General features: G+C 67.3%; 14 protein-coding genes and 1 tRNA gene. 7 read left to right on the top strand and 8 right to left on the bottom strand.

Annotated features, from left to right (window positions below; all coding sequences use genetic code 11):
• Window positions 1-19 precede the first annotated feature (19 nt).
• Window positions 20-583, top strand: coding sequence for a DUF308 domain-containing protein (locus QE395_RS00885; protein WP_068854353.1), 564 nt, complete (start codon window positions 20-22; stop codon window positions 581-583).
• 46 nt (window positions 584-629) lie between these two features.
• Entirely contained in the window at window positions 630-1115 is a 486-nt protein-coding gene (locus QE395_RS00890) for a hypothetical protein (protein ID WP_068854352.1), read from the top strand.
• Between the two features lie 6 nt (window positions 1116-1121).
• Here QE395_RS00890 and QE395_RS00895 read toward each other — a convergent pair whose 3' ends face one another.
• From QE395_RS00895 to QE395_RS00920, 6 genes are read right to left on the bottom strand one after another with little or no spacing between them, the layout of a single operon-like run.
• Window positions 1122-2930 (bottom strand): MFS transporter, encoded by a 1809-nt coding sequence (locus QE395_RS00895; protein ID WP_306987306.1) that lies wholly within the window; start codon window positions 2928-2930, stop codon window positions 1122-1124.
• Window positions 2931-2979: 49 nt separating this feature from the next.
• On the bottom strand, window positions 2980-4095 hold the full coding sequence (gene nagA, locus QE395_RS00900; RefSeq protein ID WP_095363185.1) for an N-acetylglucosamine-6-phosphate deacetylase: 1116 nt from the start codon (window positions 4093-4095) through the stop codon (window positions 2980-2982).
• Window positions 4092-4868: a DeoR family transcriptional regulator gene (locus QE395_RS00905; protein WP_095363184.1), complete on the bottom strand. Its 777-nt coding sequence runs from the start codon at window positions 4866-4868 to the stop codon at window positions 4092-4094. The genes nagA and QE395_RS00905 overlap by 4 nt, the downstream gene beginning before the upstream one ends.
• A 31-nt stretch (window positions 4869-4899) precedes the next feature.
• Window positions 4900-6228 carry a D-tagatose-bisphosphate aldolase, class II, non-catalytic subunit gene (locus QE395_RS00910; protein ID WP_095363183.1) on the bottom strand — a complete coding sequence of 443 codons (1329 nt, stop codon included), beginning with the start codon at window positions 6226-6228 and terminating at the stop codon, window positions 4900-4902.
• Between the two features lie 38 nt (window positions 6229-6266).
• Window positions 6267-7208 carry an ROK family protein gene (locus QE395_RS00915; protein ID WP_255220473.1) on the bottom strand — a complete coding sequence of 314 codons (942 nt, stop codon included), beginning with the start codon at window positions 7206-7208 and terminating at the stop codon, window positions 6267-6269.
• Window positions 7201-8358 carry an SIS domain-containing protein gene (locus QE395_RS00920; RefSeq protein WP_095363182.1) on the bottom strand — a complete coding sequence of 386 codons (1158 nt, stop codon included), beginning with the start codon at window positions 8356-8358 and terminating at the stop codon, window positions 7201-7203. Before QE395_RS00920 ends, QE395_RS00915 begins: the two co-directional genes overlap by 8 nt.
• Window positions 8359-8681: 323 nt before the next feature.
• On the opposite strand from QE395_RS00920, the gene QE395_RS00925 reads away from it, so the two are divergent.
• The 3 genes from QE395_RS00925 to QE395_RS00935 all read left to right on the top strand — a co-directional run bounded on the left by QE395_RS00925 (window position 8682) and on the right by QE395_RS00935 (window position 16568).
• Window positions 8682-12035, top strand: a complete 3354-nt coding sequence (locus QE395_RS00925; RefSeq protein WP_306987307.1) for a TIM-barrel domain-containing protein — start codon at window positions 8682-8684, stop codon at window positions 12033-12035.
• A 133-nt stretch (window positions 12036-12168) separates the two neighbouring features.
• Window positions 12169-15159: a TonB-dependent receptor gene (locus QE395_RS00930; protein WP_249833278.1), complete on the top strand. Its 2991-nt coding sequence runs from the start codon at window positions 12169-12171 to the stop codon at window positions 15157-15159.
• 53 nt (window positions 15160-15212) lie between these two features.
• Window positions 15213-16568 carry a Gfo/Idh/MocA family oxidoreductase gene (locus QE395_RS00935; RefSeq protein ID WP_095363179.1) on the top strand — a complete coding sequence of 452 codons (1356 nt, stop codon included), beginning with the start codon at window positions 15213-15215 and terminating at the stop codon, window positions 16566-16568.
• 17 nt (window positions 16569-16585) lie between these two features.
• Here the strand turns inward: QE395_RS00935 and QE395_RS00940 are convergent.
• Window positions 16586-16662 (bottom strand) — tRNA-Arg (locus QE395_RS00940).
• 164 nt (window positions 16663-16826) lie between these two features.
• On the opposite strand from QE395_RS00940, the gene ubiA reads away from it, so the two are divergent.
• Together ubiA and QE395_RS00950 are read left to right on the top strand one after the other, a co-directional pair.
• Window positions 16827-17720, top strand: coding sequence for a 4-hydroxybenzoate octaprenyltransferase (gene ubiA, locus QE395_RS00945; RefSeq protein ID WP_095363178.1), 894 nt, complete (start codon window positions 16827-16829; stop codon window positions 17718-17720).
• Between the two features lie 185 nt (window positions 17721-17905).
• Window positions 17906-19336, top strand: coding sequence for a TIGR00366 family protein (locus QE395_RS00950; RefSeq protein ID WP_176472613.1), 1431 nt, complete (start codon window positions 17906-17908; stop codon window positions 19334-19336).
• Here the strand turns inward: QE395_RS00950 and QE395_RS00955 are convergent.
• Window positions 19312-22173: a type I restriction endonuclease gene (locus tag QE395_RS00955; RefSeq protein WP_095363176.1), complete on the bottom strand. Its 2862-nt coding sequence runs from the start codon at window positions 22171-22173 to the stop codon at window positions 19312-19314. The two genes, QE395_RS00950 and QE395_RS00955, sit on opposite strands and share 25 nt — an antisense overlap.
• Between the last annotated feature and the right edge of the window lie 56 nt (window positions 22174-22229).

A 22229-nucleotide genomic window follows, 5' to 3' on the forward strand; every position in this document is an offset into this window, starting at 1 on the left:
TCCTCCCAGGAACACCGTCATGAGCCAGGCTCCGGAACTGCGCACTACGTCGCTGTTGTCGCTGGTGGGCCGCAGCTGGTGGGTGGTGCTGCTGTATGGCTTGATTGCGATCGGCTTCGGCCTGATCGCCATCGTCCGGCCGCTGTCCGCCGCCGCCGGGCTGGCCTGGGCCATCGGCGTGATGGCGCTGGTGGAAGGCCTGGTCAGCCTGTTCGCGGTATTCAGCGGCAACAGCGGTGCGCCGCGCGGCTGGGCACTGGTCTACGCGCTGGCCTCGATCGGTTTTGGCGCGCTGGCAGTGATCAACCCCCTGGTGACGGCCAAGGTGCTGGTGCTGCTGCTGGCGATCTGGCTGATCCTGGCCGGTGTGTACCGCATCGTGTTCGCCATCCGCGTACGCAGGCAGATAGAAGGCGAATGGCTGCTGATCGTCAGCGGCCTGCTGGCCATCGTGCTGGGCGTCATGATGTTCGGCAACCCGCTCGGCGGGGTGGCGGTGACCACGCTGTGGATCGGCATCGGCAGCCTGATCTACGGCGTACTGCAGGTCGTGGTGGCGTTCCGGCTCAGGAAGTTGCGCTGACGGCTCCGGTTCGGGCCACAATGCTTCAAACAATGGGAGTACGGCAATGCGCAACGGATGGCGATGGAGCCTGGCGGCAGCGAGCCTGCTGCTGGTCACGGCATGCAACCAGCACAACGGCGCGGCGTTGAACCCTGCAGCGCAGGGCAACCCGCCGCTCGCCGATGTACGCATCGAAATGCGCCCGGTCGCGGAGGTCGGCGAGCCGGGCGTCGAGGTCCGCTTCGCACACGGGGAGACCGTCAAGCTGGCCAACCCGCCCGTGTTCACGACCGGCGCAATTGCCAGCGTGCGCCAAGTGGTCAACGAGGACGGAAAGGCCAACGTGTACTACGCGTTCACCGACGCCGCCGCGCCCCGCATCCACAGCGCCACCGAGCGCCTGGTCGGACGGACGATGGTGCTCACCGTCGATGGCGAACCGATCTCCCGGGCGAACCTCAGCGGCCCCTTCGGCGAGAGCATGATGACCTCGGGCCTTGAGGCGGACGAAGCCACCGCGCTGGTTACCCGGATCACCGGGCGACCGTAGCGCTGTCTAGCGGAACCGCGCTTCGATCTCCTCCAGCGTCTTGCCCTTGGTTTCCGGCAGCAGGAACGCGGCCACCAGGAAGTACAGCAGCGTGCAGCCGGCCCAGAAGAAGAACATGCTGGCGTAGCCGTGGTGGCCCACCGTGGGCAGGAAGATCGCCGCGATCACCGTGGATACGAACTGGTTGATCAGCAGCGCGATGCTCATGCCGTTGGAGCGGATGCGGGTAGGCATCAGCTCCGACAGCGCAAGCCACACGCAGACGCCCGGGCCCACCGCGAAGAACGCCACGAACAGCAGGATGCAGCCGGCCACCAGCCAGCCGTGCGTGGGCGAGGGCACCGGGCCGATGACCGCGCGCTCGATCACCAGCGGTGCCTGGACGGCGGCGGCCGGATCCGGGAACGGGTTGAGGTTGAGGCGGCGGAAGAACGCGCCGATCACGCTGTCAGCCGACACCGCGTCTTCGCGGCGGATCTGCAGCGTGGCGTCGATGGGGTTGTCGCTGCGCAGCGAACGCACGTTGCTGAAGCCGCCGTAGGCGTAGGACACCGTGAGCTGCAGCGGCTGACCGTCGGCGTTGCCATCCAGCCGCCGCCACTGCGCGGCATCCATTGGCAGTGACAGCGACTGCCCATACACCTGCTGCTGTAGCGCGGGCTGTACATCCAACCGCCCGTGTTCGCTGCGAACGAACAGCAGCGCGGCGCCCAGCAGCGCGATGGTGATGCCGCCGGTGCCCAGCATCAACAGGAACTTGCGGCCTTTGCGATCCACCAGCACCAGCGCGACGATGGTCATCAGCGCATTGAGCAGCTTGATGGAGACATCGGCCCAGTTGGCCACCGCGCCGGGCAGCCCCGCCTGGTGGAGGATGTTCACCGCATAGGCCAGTACCGAGTTGATGCCGGTCGCCTGGGTGAAGGCCAGCACCAGGCAGGCCAGCACGAAGGGCCACACATAGCGGCGGCTCAGCAGCGGATCGCGCCTGGCCGGGCTGCCATCGCTGGCCGGTGCATCGGGCGCCTGCATGCGCGCCAGCGTGGCTTCCACCTCCGCCGGCGCCACCGTGCGCTGCAGGGCGCTGCGTGCTTTCTCAATGCGGCCGCGCCGCACCAGCCAACGGGGCGATTCGCTGATCAGCAACGCGCCGCCGGTGAACACCAACCCGGGCAGCAGGCAACTCCAGAAGATGGTGCGCCAGGCGTGATCCTTCACCGCGAACAACATGCGCTGCTGCTCCTCGCCCGGCAGGTGGCGCACGGCGGCAGTGGCGGCGTCCACGCTGTGGGCGTGATACAGCCCGATCACCGCCGCCAGTACCAGTCCGATGGTGAGCAGCAGCTGGAACATCGCCGCGCCACGCCCGCGTCGTTCGGGACTCAACACTTCGGCGAGGTACAGCGGCACCACCACGCCGATCAGGCCGCCGCTGATGCCCTGCAGCAGGCGCCCCATCAACAGCGGTCCATAGCCTTCGGACAGCGCCATCACCGGAATGCTGGCGGTGAACAGCACGCCGGCCAGCACCATCGCGCCGCGCCGGCCGATCAGGTCGGCCACGGCGCCGGCAAACAGCGAGGACAGCACGCTGCCCAGCAGCACCGCAGCCACCACGAAGCCAAGCTGCTGGGTGGTCAGGTGCCAGCTGGCGGTGGCCGTGGCCTCGAGGTAAGGCAGGGCGCCGGCGATGATGCCGATGTCGATGCCGTAGAGCAGGCCGCCCATGCCGCCGATGAAGAGCAGATAGCGCACCGGCCAACGCGGCGCATTGGCGGAAGCGGGCACGGGCATCACGGCGGAAGCGTCGTTCATGGTGCGGTCCTGTCTACGTTGGAACGCGCCGCACGGGGCGCGGAATCACTCAGTCAAGCGTGATGCGTTCGCCTTCCACCACTACCTGCTGCACGCGCAGGTCATGGTCGAGCACGACCAGGTCCGCCCACGCGCCCGGTTGCAGGCGGCCGCGGTCATCCAGGCCCAGATAGTCGGCGGGGTAGCGTGAAACGCGGTTGGATGCGTCATCCAACGCCAGACCCAGCGCAACCAGGTTGCGCAGTGCCTGGTCCATGGTCAGCGCGCTGCCGGCCAGCGAGCCGCTTTCCAGGCGCACGCAGCCCAGGCACTTGTGCACGCGCTGCACGCCCAGCGCGTATTCGCCATCGGGCATGCCGGTGGCCGCGGTGGCGTCGGTCACGCAGTACAGGCGCGGAATCGCGCGCAGCGCGGTGCGGATCGCGCCGGGGTGCACGTGCTGGAGGTCGGGAATGAGTTCGGCGTACTCGGCATGCGCCAGCGCCGCCGTGGCGATGCCGGGGTGGTAGTGGTCCACGCCGGTCATGCCGTTGAACAGATGGGTGAAGCCGGCGGCACCTGCCTCCAGCGCGGCCACGCCCTGCTCGTAACTGCCTGCGCTGTGTCCCAGCTGCACGCGGATTCCGAGCGCGTTCAATGCGGGGATCAATGCAAGGTGCTGGCCGATTTCCGGTGCCAGGGTCAGCACCTTGATCGGTGCGATGGCGTGCAGGCGGCGCACATCCTCCAGCGTGGCTTCCACCACCAGCGGCGGCTGCGCACCCAGGCGCTCGGCGCTGATGAACGGACCTTCCAGATGCACGCCCAGCACGCGCGCCATGCCGCTATCACGCTGGGAAATCGCGATGGACAGGCCCTGCAGCGCACGCACGATGTCGCCTGCCTCGGCGGTCATGGTGGTGCCCAGCAGCGCGGTGGTGCCATGCCGCGCGTGCGCGCGTGCCACCGTCTGCGCGGTATTTCCGCCCTGCATGATGTCCACCCCGGCACCGCCATGCACATGCAGGTCGATGAAGCCTGGCAGGATCAGCGGCACCTCGTCATCGCCACGCGGGTCAGCGTGGTCGCTGCTGATCGACACGATGCGCTGGTCAAAGGCGATGTCGCCGCGCACCCACCCGGACGGGGTCAGGATGCGGCCATGCAGGGTGGAAACCGGGTTCAAGGCGGCGACTCGGCAATGATCACTTCGATGCCCAGCTTCTGCAGCCCTTCCAGGTACTCCGCATCGATGCTGGCATCGGTGATGATGGTATGGACCTGGTCCAGGCGGGCGATGCGGTGCAGGCTGACGTGGCCGAACTTGGAGGCGTCGGTGAGCACCACCACGCGCCGTGCGCGCTCCACCATGCGGTGGTTGAGGCGGGCCTCGGCTTCATGGTGGGTGGTGAGCCCGAACTGCAGGTCCAGCCCGTCCACGCCCAGGAACAGGGTGTCGAAGCTGTAGGTATTGAGGCTGGCCTCGGCCTGGCTGCCCTGCAGCGACAGTGACTGCTTGCGCAGCAGGCCCCCGGTGAGCAGCAGTTCCACGCCCGGTGCATTGGCCAGCTCCCAGGCGATGTTCAGCCCGTTGGTCATCACCGTCACGTCGCGGTGTTCGCGCAGGTGGCGCGCCAGCGTCATGGTGGTGGAACCCGAATCGATGATGATGTTGTCGCCGGCGCGCACCAGCCGCGCGGCATGCGCGCCGATGCTGTCTTTCAGCGGCAGGTTCAGCGTGTCCTTTTCATGGATGTCCTGCTCCAGCGGTGGCTTGCGCACCAGGTTGGCGCCGCCGTGGGTACGCGTGGCCAGGCCCTGCGCTTCGATGTGGGTCAGGTCGGCGCGAATGGTCACTGCCGAAACGCCGAAGCGCTCCACCAGTTCGCTGACCTGCACGTTGCCGTGTTCGACCAGCAACTGCAGGATCTGTTGGCGGCGCTGCCGTGTGTTGCGCATGGGCGATTCCATTCGGAAGGAAAGCCGAAGCTTACCGTTCCGAAAGCTCCGTGGCAGAAAAAGCTTCGTTATCCGCGCCGAACGCATTGCGAGCGCAAGCCCGGGCGTATTCCGCCAGGCGCAGCCCCACCTTGTGCCGGATCAGCGCCAGCGGTTCGGCCGCCAGCTCACCGGCCTGCACCGCGCGCAGCTGTTCGGGCAGGTACTGGCTGAGCAGCATGAGCGGGGGGGCATGGCGGGTGAGGTTGTCGACCAGGGTGGCCAGCGCGGCCTGCACGGCCGGTTCGCCCCAGTAGTAGCGGCTGCGGTCGCTCAGCGAATAGGCGCGCAGCAGGCGCTGTTCGTGCGCGTCGCCCTGGTAGTAGCTGGCCCAGCTGGACGGCTTGTCGAGCATGCAGCGGTCCAGGACCTCGATGATCCGTGACGCTTCCTCACCGGGAAGGAGCTCGCGTTCGATCATCGCCAGCGCGAACACCGCCTCGCGGAACGCGTAGGTCGCCGCCGGGCCCACCTTGAGGATGGCGAAGTGGTCGCGCACCAGCGCATGCAGGCCGGCTTCGGTCTGGTAATCGGTGGAATGGGCTTCGAACACGATGCGCGGCTGGGTTTCCACGAACGCCGAGAGCTCGCGGGCGGCGGCCGGGTCGTAGTGGTGCACGCTGCTGTGGTCGAAATCCACGCCGGGCTGCACCACCATGGCGATCACCCGCTCCCAGGCCGGCACCAGGTCCGGTGCGGAAAATGCCTCGCGGTGAATCGCCAGCGTGACGGCGGCAGCGGTGGGCGTGGTCACGGCCAAGCCACCTTCCAGGGAGGCTTCGCCACCGGGAACAGGCACTTCGGTACCGATCACGTAGACCGGTGGCGGCAGCCCGTTCTCCGCGGCCGTGCGTTCGGCAATGCGCGCCAGTTCGGCCGAGCGCGCGGCCACGACCGCATCCGGCAGCGGGGTCGGGTCATCGGCGCAGGACATGCTGCAGTCCAGGTGGATCTTGTGGAAGCCGGCGGCCACGTAGGCGGCAACCAGGGTGCGCGCGTTGGCCATCGCGACGTCGGCCGGCCCCTTCTGCCAGGCGTTCGGGCCGAGATGGTCGCCGCCCAGGATCAGCCGCTCCGCCGGGAAGCCCTGGCTGCGCGCCAGCTGCAGCACGTAATCGCGGTACTGCGGCGGGGTCATGCCGGTGTAGCCGCCGAACTGGTCCACCTGGTTGGAGGTAGCTTCGATCAGCAGCACGGTGTCGTGTTCGCGCGCGACCTGCATGGCGGCCAGCAGCACCTGCTCGTTGCTGCAGCACACGCTGTACAGGCCAACGGGCTGGCCCTGGCGATGGGCGGCGATCAACGATTGGACGGCAGACATGGCAACACTCCCGGTGCAGCGGAACGGAAAGAAGGGATTCAGGGCGCGGGATGGTGCTGGCGCGCCAGCAGCGCCGCGCCGCGTGCACCGCCGGCATCGCCGAAGGCTGGCGGCAGGATCGGCGGCACGCGCACCCCGTTGAACAGGTAGGGCGCAATGGCGGCAGGCAGGTCGCGGTACAGCTGCTCCAGTTTCGACAGCCCGCCCCCCAGCACGATCACGTGCGGGTCCAGCGCCAGGATCAGGCTGGCGAAGCTGTAGCCGAGAAGGTCGCGGTGGATGGCCAGTGCCTGCAGCGCGATCGGATCGCCGGCCTGCGCCTGCTCCACCACGGCGGTGGCGTCGCAGGCCAGGCCGCCATGGCGTTCGTGGATCATCGCCAGGCCGCTGCCGGAGACATAGCGCTCCAGGCAGCCGCGCAGGCCACAGCCGCAGTCCAGCAGCGGCAGGTCATGGCGCAGCTGCAGCGTGGCCGGCAGGCTCCAGTGGCCCCACTCACCGGCAATGCCGTTGTTGCCCGCGACGAGCTTTCCGTCCAGGCAGTAGCCACCGCCCGCGCCGGTGCCCAGGATCACCCCGAACATGCTGGGGTAGCCGGCGGCGGCGCCGTCGTGCGCTTCGGACAGGGCGAAACACTGCAGGTCGTTACCCAGTGCCAGCGGGCGCTGCAACCGTGCTTCCAGGTCATGCCCCACCGTGTGGCCGCTCAACGCGGGCACGTTGGCGCTCAACTGGCGGCCGCTGTCCCGATCGCGCACACCGGGCAGGCCCAGCCCTACCGCGACGGCATGCGTGCCAACGGCTGCATCGGCGTCATCCACCAGCTGGCCGACCGCCGCCACGAAGGCGGCGTAGTCATTCGTGGGCGTCGCCACGCGCTGGCGATAATGCACGTTCAACGCAGCGTCGCAGGCCACCAGTTCAATCTTGGTGCCGCCGATATCGATGCCGTACCAGGTCTGCATGCGCTGCTCAGCCATGGTCGTGGATCGTCACGCCCTGCACCACGCGGTTGACCGTGCCATCCGGGAACGGGTTGTCCGGGGTCAGGCCGAGCGCGGCCGAACGCTGCAGCGCGAAGCACTGCGCCATCACCAGCCACAGCGGGGCCAGCCACGGATCGGGCAGGGCAGGTACCTGCAGCAGGAAATCGCCGTCGGCACTGTCGCTGCCGGCCGGGCCGACCGAGATCACGCGGGCGGCGATGCCATCGCGGCGCAGCTCTTCCAGCAGGTCCTGCTCGTAGCGTCGCGCCAGCGGCTGCGCGCTGCGCAGCACCACCACCAGCGTGGTGCCGTTGAGCGTGGATTTCGGCCCGTGGCGGAACCCGAGCGGGGTGTTGGCCAGCGCCAGCACCCGGCCGGCAGTGAGTTCCAGCACTTTCAGCGCCGCTTCGCGCGCGGTCGCTTCGAGCGGGCCACTGCCCAGGTAGATCACCCGCGAGATATCGGTGCGCGCGAGCGCTGCTACCGGGGCGTCCCAGTTGCTTACCGCCTGCGTACCGCGCTCGGCCAGGGTGCGCAGGCGCGCGATGCGCTCGGCCCACGGCGCGCCATCGAACACACTCAACGCGGCCAGCAGCATGCAGCTCAGGCTGCTGGTCATGGCAAAGGCGCGGTCGCAGCTGGCCGGCGGCATCAGCAGCGACAGCGTGTCGCTGCGGCCTTGGCCGCGCTGTGCCAACGCGCCATCGGCATTGCAGGTGATGTCCAGGAAGCGCGCGTCGTCCACCTGCGCCCGCACCAGGTCCACCGCCGCCACGCTTTCCGGGCTGGAGCCGCTGCGCCCGAACGACACCAGCAGGGTCGGGCGGTCGCGCTGCAGGTACAGCGCCGGGTGGGTGAGCAGGCTGGTGGTGTGGATGGCACGGACGTCCGCCGGCCACTGCGCATTGATCTGGTCGGCGACCATCTCGGCGATGAAGCCCGAACTGCCGGCGCCGGTGAAGATGACCCGCTGGCCCGGCTGGCGCAGCGCGTCACCCAGGAACGCATCGATGCGCTCGCGGGCGACCTCCAGCACGTCGGCCAATGCCGACCACAGGGCGGGTTGCTGCGCGATCTCTTCTGCGGTTTGCGCGCCACCCAGGCGCTGCCAGGCGGGCATATCGGGGAGCAGAGTGACGTCCATTCGCTATTCCTGTTGGGCGACCGCACGATCAGCGTTTTCTTTCGAAATGTCAAATATCGAAAGATTAAAATAAGATATTCGGGTCACAGTCTTCACTATCGATGTCGGTTCTTGCGCAATTGATCGCGTCTATCTGCGCGGACTGCAACGAAAAAATTAGCGCATTCAGCTGGCAGAAGGAAAGTGGTGCTTTGCATCATCTTTCGTTTTGATAGAATTCCTAATCTTTTTTCTTTTCAATTTCTTGACATCTTTCGATAGCCTGCCCCATAGTCGGCCGCACTGGTTTCGGACACCCGCCGAACGCGGGCTTTGGGGGCGAAGTGGTTACCCGTTGTCGACGCACCGTACTGGCCATCTCTCTTCTGTCACTGCTGGCGGCCACACCGGCGCTGGCAGCGCCGGTGGGCAACCTGAGCGCACTACGTGCCGAGCCGGCCGCGTCGGCCACTGCCTGGACGCTGACCACCGATAACGGCATGACCGTGCGCGTGGACCTGCTGCGCCCCGACCTGCTGCGCGTGCAGGCCAGCCGCACCGGCAAACTGCTGCCGGCCGGCGACAAGGCCGCCCCCATCGTGCTGCCGCAGGCCACTGCGGCCGTGCCATTCCAGCTGGAAGAAGACGGCAACGAGGTGCGCATCTGCACCGACGCGCTGGTGCTGCACATCCAGCGCCACCCGCTGCGCCTGGCACTGGACCGGCGCGAGGCCGGCAAGGACGTGCCGCTGTGGCGCGAACTGCAGCCGCTGGACCTGGATACCGCACAGAGCGTGCAGGTGCTGAGCAGCCAGGCCGACGAACAGTTCGTCGGCGGTGGCCAGCAGAACGGACGCTTCGCTTTCAAGGGGCGTGAGCTGGAGGTGTCGTATTCCGGTGGCTGGGAAGAGGGCGACCGCCCCAACCCGGCGCCGATGCTGCTCAGCTCGCGCGGATGGGGCATGCTGCGCAACACCTGGAGCGATGGCAGCTACGATCTGCGCCAGGCCGACCAGGCCACGCTGCTGCACCGCGAAGACCGCTTCGACGCCTACTACTTCGTCGGCGCCGGCCTGCCCGCGCTGCTGGACCGCTACACCGCACTGACCGGGCGCGCCGCATTGCTGCCGCGCTGGGCGTTCTCGTACGGCGATGCCGACTGCTACAACGATGGCGACAACATCAAGAAGCCCGGCAGCGTGCCCGAAGGCTGGAGCGATGGCCCCACCGGCACCACCCCGGACGTGGTCGAAAGCGTGGCAAAACAGTACCGCGAACACGACATGCCCGGCGGCTGGATCCTGCCCAACGACGGCTACGGCTGCGGCTACAAGGCCCTGCCGGAAACGGTGAAGGGGCTGGCTGGCTACGGCTTCAAGACCGGGCTGTGGACCGAGAACGGCGTGGACAAGATCGCCTGGGAAGTGGGCACCGCCGGCAGCCGCGTGCAGAAGCTGGACGTGGCCTGGACCGGCAAGGGCTACCAGTTCGCGATGGATGCCAACCAGTCCGCGTTCAACGGCATCCTGCACAACTCCGATTCGCGCCCGTTCCTGTGGACGGTGATGGGCTGGGCCGGCATCCAGCGCTATGCGGTCGCCTGGACCGGCGACCAGAGCAGCAGTTGGGATTACATCCGCTGGCACATTCCCACCCTGGTCGGATCGGGCCTTTCGGGCATGGCCTACGCCAGTGGCGATGTGGATGCGATCTTCGGCGGCAGCGCCGAAACCTTCACCCGCGACCTGCAGTGGAAGAGCTTCACCCCGGTGCTGATGGGCATGTCGGGCTGGTCGGGCAGTGCGCGCAAGCACCCGTGGTGGTTCGACGAGCCCTACCGCAGCGTCAACCGCGATTACCTCAAGCTGAAAATGCGCATGACCCCGTACGTGTACGGGCTGGCACACGACGCGGCGACGACCGGCGCGCCGATCCTGCGCGCGCTGATGTGGGACTACCCGCAGGACCCCAACGCCTGGAACGAAACCTGGAAGTACCAGTTCCTGCTCGGCCGCGACCTGCTCGTGGCGCCGGTGTACCGCAGCCAGGCCGCCAGCCGTGGCTGGCGCCGCGACATCCACCTGCCGCAGGGCCGCTGGATCGATTACTGGGATGGCCGCGCGCTGCTGGCCGGTGCGGAAGGCCGTCAGCTGGACCGCCCGGTCGATCTGGCAACAATCCCCGTGTTCGTGCGGGCCGGTGCCATCGTGCCGATGTATCCGGAGATGCTGTACGACGGCCAGAAACCGCTGGATGAGGTCACCTTCGACCTCTACCCGCAGGGCAGCTCGCAGTACACGCTGTACGAAGACGACGGCAACACGCGCCGCTACGAGAAGGGCGAATCCAGCCAGCAGCAGGTCACCATGCAGGCCCCGGCGCAGGGCAGTGGCCGGGTGCAGGTGAACATCGATGGCGTGCGCGGTCAGTACCAGGGGCAGCTGGCACAGCGCCGCTACGCGCTGCGCCTACTGAGCCGGCAGAAGCCGGCAGCGGTAAGTCTTGATGGCCGCGCGCTGCCGATGCTCACAGATGCCGCCGCGTGGCAGGCCGCGCCGGAAGGCTGGTACTTCGATGCAGGTGAACGCCGTGGCACCGTGCATGTGCGTACCGTACCCACCGATATCCGCCAGCCGCTGGCCTTCCAGCTCGATATCGCGCAGGCACCGGCAGCTGCCGATGATGTGTTCCCCGCCGCACCGGTGTTGGGCCGCGCATTGCCGGCCGACAGCCTGCTGGTGGTCAACCGCCCGGCGGAAGAGCGCGGCTACGAACTGGAAAAGGCATTTGACGACGACCCGGCCACCTGGTTCCGCACCGTGCGCAACCAGGCCGTGCGCACCGGCGCCCACGAATGGGTGATCGGCTTCGGCGAGCGCCGCCTGATCGACGGCATCGCACTGGCACCCCGCAATGACCAGCACTGGAAGAGCGGGCAGATCCGCGACTACGAGATCTACCTGGCCGACACCAATGGCGAATGGGGCGAGCCGATCAAGCGCGGCCGCCTGGCGCTGAAGCAGGACCTGCAGCAGATCGACTTCCCCGCCCGTGCCGGCCGCCTGCTGCGCTTCCGCGTGCTCAGCGTGCAGAACCCGGACGGTGATGTGGCCGCTGGCAGCGACCCGATGGTCACTGCGGCGCAGGGCAACGTCGCGCGTGCGGTGGATGCACTGCAACCGCGTGATGTCGGTCCGATCACCCTGTCCACGTTCCAGATCCTGGAACACCAGGTTGCAGAGCGCCCGGCGCAGCAGCGCTACCTGTCCGAACTGACCTTGCCGGCCGCGGCCAACGCACAGGTGCGCGCCGACCTCGCCTTCCAGGGCGGGCAACCCATGCGCATGAACGGCCTGCTGTTCCGCCGAGGCTTGGGCGTGGGCCCAGCCAGCCGCATCGACCTGCAGCTGCAGGGTCAGTGGCGCCTGCTGCGCGCGGACCTGGGCATCGACGATGCGTGCCGCAGCGCCGGCGGCATGCAGTTCCAAGTCTGGGGCGATGACCGCCTGCTCTACGACAGCGGCTTGGTGAAGGCACCGGGCGTGGTCAAGCCCGAACTGGATATCCGTGGCCTGCAGCGCCTGAGCCTGCGCACGCTGGGCGCACAAGGCACGCAGCCCGCACAGGTGTGTGGCAACTGGGCCAACGCCGCACTGATCGGACAGGAGGGCGATACCGCCACCATCGTGTCGCCGTAACCCAGGGACGTACCGAAAAACAGAATTCCCCACCGTTTCCCGACTACGGCCCGCCGGCCGTGGTGAGGGTGACTGTTGCCCGAAAAAACCCACCCAGGCAGCCCCACGCTGCGGAATGCACAAGGAGCCAAAGATGTTGAACGAACGCCATCGCCATCGCCGCATCCCCGCTACACCCTTGTCCGTCGCGCTGGGGCTTGCCCTGGCCGTCACCGGTCCGGCGTTTGCCCAGGACGACGACACGGCCGTTGATGCCAAGGCAAAAGCCAACGCCACCGAACTTGCGCGCGTGCAGGTCACCGGCTCCAACATCCGCCGCAGCGATGTGGAAACCTCCTCGCCGGTGCAGGTGATCAGCAAGCAGGACATCGAGAACATGGGCGCGCGCACGCTGCTGCAGGTGCTCGACAACCTGCCCGCCGCGCGCCCGGGCCAGCAGGATTCGCGCTCGCTGTTCACCGGTTCCGACGGCGCTTCGCAGGCGAACCTGCGCGGCCTCGGCGCGCAGGGCACGCTGGTGCTGCTCAACGGCCGGCGGCTGTCGTACTACGGTGCGCCGGCCGGCTTCCAGACCCAGTTCGTCAACATCGACGCCATTCCGGCCGCTGCCATCGAACGCATGGAAGTGCTGACCGACGGCGCCTCGGCCGTGTACGGCACCGACGCCGTGGCCGGCGTGATCAACGTGATCACCAAGCGCTCCTACCAGGGCGCGGAGATCAACATCACTGCCGACAAGTCCTCGCGCATCGATTCCTACGGCGAGCAGCAGGGCAGCATCACTGCCGGCTTCGGCGACCTCGACGAAGACCGCTACAACGTCTACGCCTCGGTGAACCTGTATCGCCGCAACGCGATTCCGATCAGCGACTTCTACGACAAGCGGCCCAGCCAGTTCTACGTCAACAACCCCAATTACATCAGCAACTTCCGCCTTGGCGTCGGCAGCCGACCGGGTGAGTTCAACCCGGGCACCTACTTCGCGTTCGATCCGGTGACCAACGCGCGCCGCCAGGAAGCGGCGCCCGGCTGCACCACTCCCATCACCCAGGCCGCCGGCACGAGCTGCGCGTGGGAACAATGGATGAACCGCGAAGTCGATGCGGGTGCAAAGACCGAGCGCGCCACGGCGTACATCAGCTCGCACTTCCTGATCGGCGACAGCACCGAAGCTTTCGCCGAGGTCACTTACACCGACATCGACCTGACTGCCAACGGTGGTACGCCCTCTGCCTACAACACCACGACCGGCAATCCGTCCAGTTGGTACTCGCGCAACACCGGCAACGTGGTCAACCAGTTCCGCACCCCGTATCTGGGACCGAACAACGTCTACAACCTGGCCAGCCCGGAACTGAAGGCGCTCATGGGCGGCGTGGTGGGCCTGAACTACCTGATGCAGGATGTAGGCGATGGCCACTTCGGCCAGCGCAACACCGACCAGAGCTACCGGGTGCTCGCCGGCCTGCGCGGTGCCCTGGGCGACGACTGGAACTGGGAAACCGCGTTCGCCACCGCCGGAAGCCATTCGGTCACCTACCAGACCGTCAACGTGAACCTGGAAGGCTTCGAGCGCGCGTTTGGACCCTACACCATCGACCCGGGCACCGGCCGGGTGATCATCTCCGACAATCCGGCCTACCAGTTCGGCGTCATCAGTGACGCCAACGCCAAGCTGATCCGCGAGGCCTACCCCACCTTCGACATCCAGTCGTGGACGCGCCTGCATACGTTGGACGGCAAGATCGAAGGCCCGCTCTTCAGCATGCCGGCCGGCGACGTGCGCGCCGCGTTCGGCTTCAATGCCACCCGCGAAACCTTCTACACCCCGGGCAACGAAGACGCCGCCAACGGCCTGATCACCCAGCAGGGTGGTTCGTGGTTCGACGGCAAGCGCAACACCTACGCGCTGTTTGCCGAAGCCGTGGCCCCGCTCACCGACAAACTGGAACTGGATGCCGCGCTGCGCGTGGACAAGTACCCCAACTTCAGCGCCAACCTGGCCCCGAAGATCGGCCTGAAGTACCAGGTGCTGCCGCAACTGCTGCTGCGCGGCACCTATTCCGAAGGCTTCCGCGCACCCAGCCTGGCCGAAGCGGGCACCGGCGGCGTGTTCGCCCAGCTCGGTGGCTTCGAGGACGACATCCGCTGCGATGAAACCAATGCCATCGCCAACCTGCTGCGCCAGTCCAACCGCCCGGGCGACGTGGACCTAGGCAACTCGCTGCTCAACGCCGACTGCAGCCGTACCGTGGCGCGCATGACCCAGCCCAACCAGGACCTGAAGCCGGAGAAGGCCAAGATATCCACGCTGGGTTTCGTCTATGAGCCGGCGAGCTGGATGTCGATCTCGGCCGACTACTGGTTCATCTACCGCCGCAACGAGATCGCCGCGCCGGACTACAGCAAGGAACAGGACATCCTGTCGATGACCCGCAACCCAATCAGCGACTCTGATCGGGCGGCCGAGGCTGCGCTTGCGCAGATGTGCGCCGACCCGGCCAGCGGCGTGAGCTGCCCGGGCGCGTTGCCCGGCTACAGCGTGGGCAACGTGGCCGCCGTGGTGGGCCAGTACAAGAACCAGGGCCGCACCCTGGTGGACGGTTTCGACATCGACGCGCGCGGTCGCTTCATGCTCGGTGAGTGGGGCGCGCTGAACATCGGCGTGGCCGCCACCATCGCGCGCCGCAAGGAGGCCTACATCGACGACACCGATCGCTGGTACTACGGCAACACCATCGGTTACTACGGCAACCCGCGCATGCGTGCCACGTTCAACGCGGACTGGTCCTACAAGCAGGTCACCACCAGCTTCTTCGTCAACTATGTGGGCGGCACCAAGTGGGCGTGGGACCGCGTCGATGCCGAAGACAACAACCCGGACACCTGCACCGCCGGCTCGCTGCCGGTGAATCCGGCCCAGTGCGATGGCGTGCCGTCGTGGTGGACCGCCAACCTGAGCGTGGGCTGGCGCCCGGATGACCACTGGAGCCTGGGCTTCACGGTCAAGAATCTGTTCAACCGCCTGCCGTTCTACGACCCGAACAGTTTCCTGGGTGACTCCAGTGACTATGCCAGCATCTTCGGCCGCAGCTACAGTCTGCAGGTCGGCTACAAGTTCTGATTGTTCCAGCGCGCCGGTCCCGGCCGGCGCGCTTCCAAAGGGAGTAACGTTTCATGAAGCGTAGGGAATTCATTGCCGCCGGTGCGGCCCTGGCCGCCACCAGCCTGCTGCCGGAAACGCCGGCCTGGGCACGCGGGCGCACGCTGCGCCTGGGCCTGATCGGCACCGGCATGCGCGGCCAGGTGCTGCTGAAGGAGCTGGTCCGCCGCGACGACGTTGAAGTGGTCGCGCTGTGCGACATTGAACCGATCATGCTCAAGCGCGGCATGGACATGGTGGCCAAGGCCGGCAGGAAGGCGCCAACCGCCTACGGCCAGGACGGCGACCGCAACGCGTGGAAACGCCTGCTCGAACAGCGCGGCCTGGATGGCGTGATCATCGCCACGCCGTGGGAGTATCACGCCCCGATGGCGATTGCCGCCATGCAGGCCAAAATCGCGGTGGGTTGTGAAGTGGTCGCCGGCATCACCCTGCAGGACCACTGGGACGTCCTCAAGACCCAGCTTTCCACGGGCACCCCGTACATGCTGCTGGAGAACGTCTGCTACCGCCGCGACGTGATGGCGACCCTGCAGATGGTGCGCAACGGCCTGTTCGGTGAACTGGTGCACCTGCAGGCCGGCTACCAGCACGACCTGCGCGGGGTGAAGTTCAACTCCGGCGATCCCGCCCAGCCGTATGACAGCGGCGTGGAATTCGGCCCGCACGCGTGGTCCGAAGCGCGCTGGCGCACCCAGCATTCGGTGGACCGCAACGGCGAGCTGTACCCCAGCCACGGCATCGGCCCGTGCGCCATGTATACCGGCATCAACCGCGGAAACCGTTTCACCCATATCAACGCGTTCGCCAGCAAGGCGCGCGGCCTGCACGAATACACCTTGGCCAAGAGTGGCGGCACCACCCACCCCAGCACCAAGGTGAACTTCAAACTGGGTGACATCGTCACCACCACGCTGGCGTGCGAGAACGGCGAAACCATCCTGCTGCAGCACGACACCTCGTTGCCGCGCCCTTACTCGATGGGCTTCCGCGTGCAGGGCACCAAGGGGTTGTGGATGGACGTGAACCAGTCCATCCACATCGAAGGCCGCAGCCCGCCGCACAAGTGGGAAGCGTTCAAGGCCTACCAGGACCAGTACGAACACCCGCTGTGGAAGCAGCACGCCGACACCGCAGCCAGCGCGGGCCACGGCGGCATGGACTGGTTCGTGATCCACGCCTTCGTCGAAGCCCTGAAGGCCAAGGCCCCGATGCCGATCGACATCTACGACGCCATCACCTGGAGCGCGATCACCCCGCTGTCGGAGCAGTCCATCGCCAACAGCTTCCAGACCCTGGAGTTCCCGGACTTCACCGCAGGCCTGTGGAAGCAGCGCAAGCCGATCTTTGCGTTTGACGGGACCTACTGACGGGAAAGCAAAGAAGATGGTGCGCCCGGAGGGATTCGAACCCCCGACCAATGGCTTCGGAAGCCACTACTCTATCCGGCTGAGCTACGGGCGCATCTTTTAGAACCGCCGCACCACCGGCGGGCCGGGGCGGGCATCGCAGCGCCATGAGGCGGTGCGGGACGGGCATTCTATCCGTAAACGCGGCGCAGGTCTGCCCCCTTGGACGAAACAGCGCTTCCGGCGCCGGGGCGGGGGCCTTGGCGGTATCCTTTACGCATGGCTTACGAACGTTTTGACGCCCCCGCGGGCGCACCGCCCTCGCGCTGGGGCCAGTACTGGAAACTGATGCGCGCCGATCGCCCGATCGGCACCCTGCTGCTGCTGTGGCCCACCTGGTGGGCGCTGTGGCTGGCCGCCGGCGGGCTGCCGCCGCTGTGGATCCTGTTCGTGTTCACCGCCGGGGTATGGCTGACGCGTTCGGCCGGCTGTGTGATCAACGACTACGCCGACCGCTGGCTGGACCCGCACGTGAAGCGCACCAAGGACCGCCCCCTGGCCAGCGGCCGGGTGTCCGGCCGCGAGGCGCTGCTGCTGTTCGCCGGGCTGATGCTGGTCGCCTTCGCGCTGGTGCTGACCCTGAACGCGCTGACCATCGGCATGAGCTTCATCGGCATCTTCCTGGCCGCCAGCTACCCCTACCTCAAGCGCTACACCCACTTGCCGCAGGTGTACCTGGGCATGGCGTTCGGCTGGGGCATCCCGATGGCGTTCGCCGCCATCCAGGGCGAAGTGCCGGTGATCGGCTGGCTGCTGTATGGCGCCAACATCCTGTGGTCCACCGCGTACGACACCTGGTACGCCATGGTCGATCGCGACGACGACCTGAAGATGGGCTCGCATTCCACCGCCATCCTGTTCGGGGATCTGGACCTGGTCATCCAGGGAATCCTGTACACGCTGTTCCTCGGCACGATGGCGCTGGTGGGCGTGCGCGGCGGGCTGGGTCTTTACTACTGGCTGGGCGTGGCGGTGGCTGCCGGGCTGATTGCGTACGAATTCTGGATCGCGCGAAAGCGTGAGCGCGACCCCTGCTTCAAGGCGTTCCTGCACAACAACTGGGTGGGCGCGGCGTTGTTTGCGGGGATCGCAGCAGCGTTGGCTGCTGCCTGAGAGCCCCCCGACCAACGGTCGGGTGCTACCCGATCCGTGCGCGCTGGCGCCTGCCGGTAGGTCACGACCGTTGGTCGTGACGCCGCGGTCCGGCCGCGTTCGTGACATCGGGTTGCTACCAATAGGTGACTGACAGCCTTGTCCCCCTCCCGCACACTGCCTCCAATGAACCTGGGAGGGTAGGCATGGCCAGCACCACATCAGCGCCGGCACGGGACGGCTGGATGGCACGCGCAGCGCTGCGGTCGGCGGCCTGGGCGGAAAAATGGTTCCCCGACGCGTATGTGTTCGCGGTGCTCGGCGTGGTGATCGTGGCCGTGGCCGCCATGGGCTTCGGCGCCACCCCGCAGGCCACCGCCAAAGCGTTCGGCGACGGCTTCTGGAGCCTGATTCCCTTCACCATGCAGATGGCCTTCGTGGTCATCGGCGGATATGCCGTGGCCACCGCCCCGGTGGTGGCGCGCTTCATCGAACTGCTGGCGCGGGTGCCGCGCACCGGCCGGGGCGCGGTGGTGTACGTCGGCCTGATCAGCATGCTGGCCTCGCTGCTGAGCTGGGGCTTTTCGCTGGTGTTCGGCGGGCTGCTGGTACGTGCACTGGCGCGCCGCCAGGAACTGCAGATGGATTACCGCGCCGCCGGCGCCTCGGCCTACCTGGGCCTGGGCGCGGTGTGGGCGATGGGCCTGAGTTCCTCGGCCGCCCAGCTGCAGGCCAACCCGGCCAGCATGCCGCCCGGCCTGGTGGAAATCACCGGGGTGCTGCCTTTCACCGAAACCATCTTCCTGTGGCAGTCCATCGCGCTTACCGCCGCGTTGATCCTGGTCTCGCTGCTGATCGCGTGGCTGACCGCCCCCGGCCCAGCCACCGCACGCACCGCCAGCGATTTCGCCGGGGCCGCGCAGGCCGAACCGGAACCGCTGCCGCCGCGCACGCGCGCCGGCGAATGGCTGGAGTACAGCCCGCTGTTGACCGTGCTGCTGTCGCTGCTGGCCTTCGGCTGGTTGTTCAGCGAATTCGCCAGCAAGCCGGTGGTGACCGCCATCGCCAACCTCAACACCTACAACTTCCTGTTTATTTCGCTGGGCCTGCTGCTGCACTGGCGACCGCGCAGCTTTCTCAACGCGGTAGCCAAGGCCGTGCCCAGCACCACCGGGGTGCTGATCCAGTTCCCGCTGTACGGCGGCATCGCGATGATCCTCACCCATGCCGTTGGCAGTGGCGGAGAAACGTTGGCGCATCGACTCTCCACCGTGTTCGTGCACATCGCCACCACCGACACCTTCGCGCTGGTGATGGGCATCTATTCGGCGGTGCTGGGCTTCTTCGTGCCCTCCGGTGGCGGCAAGTGGATCATCGAAGCGCCCTACGTGATGCAGGCGGCCAACGAACTGCATGCGCACCTGGGCTGGGCCGTACAGGTCTACAACGCCGCCGAAGCCCTGCCCAACCTGATCAACCCGTTCTGGATGCTGCCGCTGCTGGGCGTGTTGGGGCTGAAGGCGCGGGATATTGTCGGCTTCACCTTCATCCAGTTGCTGGTCCACATCCCGCTGGTGCTGGGCCTGCTGTGGCTGCTTGGCATGACCCTGACCTACGTGCCCCCTGTCATGCCGTGACACGGCCAATGCGGTCCGCACAGCACCACCGCGTGCACCACGGCCGCCAGCTGCGGGTCCCGCAGGTGGCCGCGCAGCATCTGCTCCAGCCGGTCCCGAACGTACGCATCGAACTGGTGCAGCGGTTGTTGCTGCCCGATGGCGACCAACGCGTCGATCCGGCGACCCAGCTGCTCGTACATTTCCGCGTTCAGCGTGGTGTCGAACAGGCTGCGCAGCACCAACAGGCCGCGCGAGGACGGCGCCTCCGTGTCACTGGCCTGCAGTGGGTTCTCCAGCGCTGGCTCCAGCGCCTGCAACGCGGCAAACCGCGCCTGTGCGGTGCCGAAATCCACCAGCACCTGGCGCAACGTGGTGCGGCCACGTTCCACGGCATCAGCGTCCAGCCCACCTGCCTCCAGGCGCTGGCGCAGGCGGGTGTACAGCTGGTTGGCGCTCTGCGCCGCCGTTGGTTCGACCGGCTCGAGGGGACCCAGCAGCTGGTAATCGATCGGCTGCTCACACACTTGCGCGGCCTGCTCGCGCGCCCAGTGGCGCACCCTTCGGTCTTCGGCGTTGAAACGATCGTCCTCCAGTGCCAGCCGGCTCACCGCATCGCGCAGTAGTGAGAACCGGTGCAGCAGGGCGCGGTACTGTCCGCCCAGCAGCGATGGCTTGCCGGTCAGTGCGGTCTCGGCCGAGATGGCCACCTGCAGCCGCTGCCCGAATGCAGTGACCCGGCCATGCAGCAGGTCGCGCCGGTGCCGGTGCAGGTCGATGTCATCACCATGCGGGCCGATGTCCCAGTCGGGCACGAGGTAATCACGACAGGCGTGGAAGTCCTCGGCGGCATCGGCCGGCAGCAGGCTGTGCAGGCGTTGGCGCTGTATGCCCAATGCCGGATGATTGTCCTGCACCGGTAGCGGCAGCCACTCGGGTGGTGCTGCCGCCGGGCGGTCGTCGGTGTGGAAATCCACCAGCATCGCGGTGCGCTTGTCGGGATGCGGCGCGTTGATCATGCCCACCGCGCGCAGCCGCTCTGGTGCAGTGAGGGCGCGATCCACATACAGCACGGCCCATCGCGCATCCTGGGTTGCCGGCAGCTCACCATGCACGATCACCAGTTCCACCTCCGGCGGGATGCGCTCCGAGCCGCGGTCCATGGGCAGGCCGCGGTTGTCGAAGCCCGCCACATGGGTCTTCAACCGCCCATCCACCGCGAGCGCGCGCTGGTAGTCCAACGCCTGGTGGACCGTTCTCACCAGAAGCGTGGCGCGCAGGCCGCGTTCCGCCAGCCGGACCAGATCGTGGAAATGCTGGCTGATGGCGGTGGCGACCTGGGCCACGCGTCGGGAGGGCGAATCCCCCTCGGGCTTCGGGCCGACGTCGCGCCATGCCTGCACCACCACGCCATCGGCGACGGCATGCTCGGGCGGATACTCGTACAGCCTCGGGCCAGGGTCCAGACCGGACACCGGTGCGGTAACCGGTGCGGCCACCAGCGTCAGCCAGGTCGCCTGCGGCAGGCAACGGCGCAGACGACGCAGAAGGACGGGATCGCTGTCCCAGAAATCGGCATCCACCAGCAGCACGATGTCGTCCTCGGTGGCGGCCATTTCATCATCGGCGCCGGGCAGCCTGGTCCTGCGCGCCCAACCACGCAGGATGCGCAGCGGCACCTCATGCAGCGAGGGACCCCTGCCGGCCAGGAACTCGGTGAGCTGGTCAGCAGGCAGTGGACCAGGCCGCTGGCGCCGGTCCTCGGGGGGCGGTGTGAGCCGGGTCAGTGGCTGCAGCACGCGAATCGGCCTGAACGCCGCATCGGCACGCATGGCCTGCAACAGCCACTGCCGCGTCCGCTGCAGCCCGCTGCCGGTTGCCAGGCACAGCTGCCCGCCGGTACGACGGCCGCTGGCGTCGCGGGTGCTTAGTGCCTGCAGCGCACACTGCACCGCAAAGAACTGGTGGGACCGGACCAGACAGCGTCGGCCACTTCGGCCCTCTCGCAGGAAATGCCGTATCAGCTGCAGGAACCGGGGCGGCGACAGCACGCCATGCAGCAGTTCGGCATGCGTGGCCCACGGTGGGTCCAGCGGGACATCGGAGAAGGGCAACGCGGCATCGCGCAGATGGGTCTGCGCGGCCGGGCTCCAGCCATGCTCCCGCCATTTCACCCACGCATGTGAAGGGGTGCCAACAGCGGCATGGCGGCCGCCACGACGGTCCAGGCTCAGCAGCAGCTGCGCGTGCTGCACCGGCGGATTGATCGGCATGCTGCCCAGGCCGCGCAACAGGTGCCGGATGCCATCCTCCACGGTTCCCCATCGCTTGTACGCATCGCGCTCCACGCAGGCCAGCACCACCAGGGGAATGCCGTTGACGTAACCGACCAGCTCGCGAACGTGGCCGTCGGACGGATCTCCGGGCGCTGCCAAGCGCAGGTCGGTACGCATCGCGTCAGCGACATCCCAATGGTTGCGTTGCACATGCTCCCAATCAATCAACGGAACCGGGACCGAGGTCCGGCACCCATTGGGCAATTCCAGTTCGGTATGAACGCCGTGGACCAGCAGCCGGTGCACAGCGCTGCTCGACGCTACCCAATCCAGGCTGTGGCAGCACGTTTCGGCCTCGGCAATGATCCGGTCGAATGAAGTGGGCGAAAGCGCCACGCGCTCGCCTTCCCACTCGTACCGATAGCGACGCAGCCACGGCAGCAGCCGCTTCTCCAGCAATGCGCTGTGATGTTCGCCGCGTAACGCCGCCACCGCACCCTCATCAAGAGGGTTCCAGCCCAGCCGCCGCAGCCAACCCAGTACGGAATCACGCACACCGAACCTGCTGTGGGGGGTGTTCATGCGTGCCCTCCATCGGGTGAGCGGAAGGCAAGCACGCAGGTGGCGTCGAATTTCTG

This window comes from Stenotrophomonas sp. SORGH_AS_0282 (assembly GCF_030818125.1).
Classification (GTDB): Bacteria; Pseudomonadota; Gammaproteobacteria; order Xanthomonadales; family Xanthomonadaceae; genus Stenotrophomonas; species Stenotrophomonas rhizophila_A.

Excerpts from the sequence above, each read along its gene's own strand:
- QE395_RS00885 (WP_068854353.1), top strand. The coding sequence starts at position 20 with ATGAGCCAGGCTCCGGAACTGCGCACTACGTCGCTGTTGTCGCTGGTG.
- QE395_RS00890 (WP_068854352.1), top strand. The coding sequence starts at position 630 with ATGCGCAACGGATGGCGATGGAGCCTGGCGGCAGCGAGCCTGCTGCTG.
- QE395_RS00895 (WP_306987306.1), bottom strand. The coding sequence starts at position 2,930 with ATGAACGACGCTTCCGCCGTGATGCCCGTGCCCGCTTCCGCCAATGCG.
- QE395_RS00905 (WP_095363184.1), bottom strand. The coding sequence starts at position 4,868 with ATGCGCAACACACGGCAGCGCCGCCAACAGATCCTGCAGTTGCTGGTC.
- QE395_RS00910 (WP_095363183.1), bottom strand. The coding sequence starts at position 6,228 with ATGTCTGCCGTCCAATCGTTGATCGCCGCCCATCGCCAGGGCCAGCCC.
- QE395_RS00915 (WP_255220473.1), bottom strand. The coding sequence starts at position 7,208 with ATGGCTGAGCAGCGCATGCAGACCTGGTACGGCATCGATATCGGCGGC.
- QE395_RS00920 (WP_095363182.1), bottom strand. The coding sequence starts at position 8,358 with ATGGACGTCACTCTGCTCCCCGATATGCCCGCCTGGCAGCGCCTGGGT.
- QE395_RS00930 (WP_249833278.1), top strand. The coding sequence starts at position 12,169 with ATGTTGAACGAACGCCATCGCCATCGCCGCATCCCCGCTACACCCTTG.
- QE395_RS00935 (WP_095363179.1), top strand. The coding sequence starts at position 15,213 with ATGAAGCGTAGGGAATTCATTGCCGCCGGTGCGGCCCTGGCCGCCACC.
- ubiA (WP_095363178.1), top strand. The coding sequence starts at position 16,827 with ATGGCTTACGAACGTTTTGACGCCCCCGCGGGCGCACCGCCCTCGCGC.
- QE395_RS00950 (WP_176472613.1), top strand. The coding sequence starts at position 17,906 with ATGGCCAGCACCACATCAGCGCCGGCACGGGACGGCTGGATGGCACGC.
- QE395_RS00955 (WP_095363176.1), bottom strand. The coding sequence starts at position 22,173 with ATGAACACCCCCCACAGCAGGTTCGGTGTGCGTGATTCCGTACTGGGT.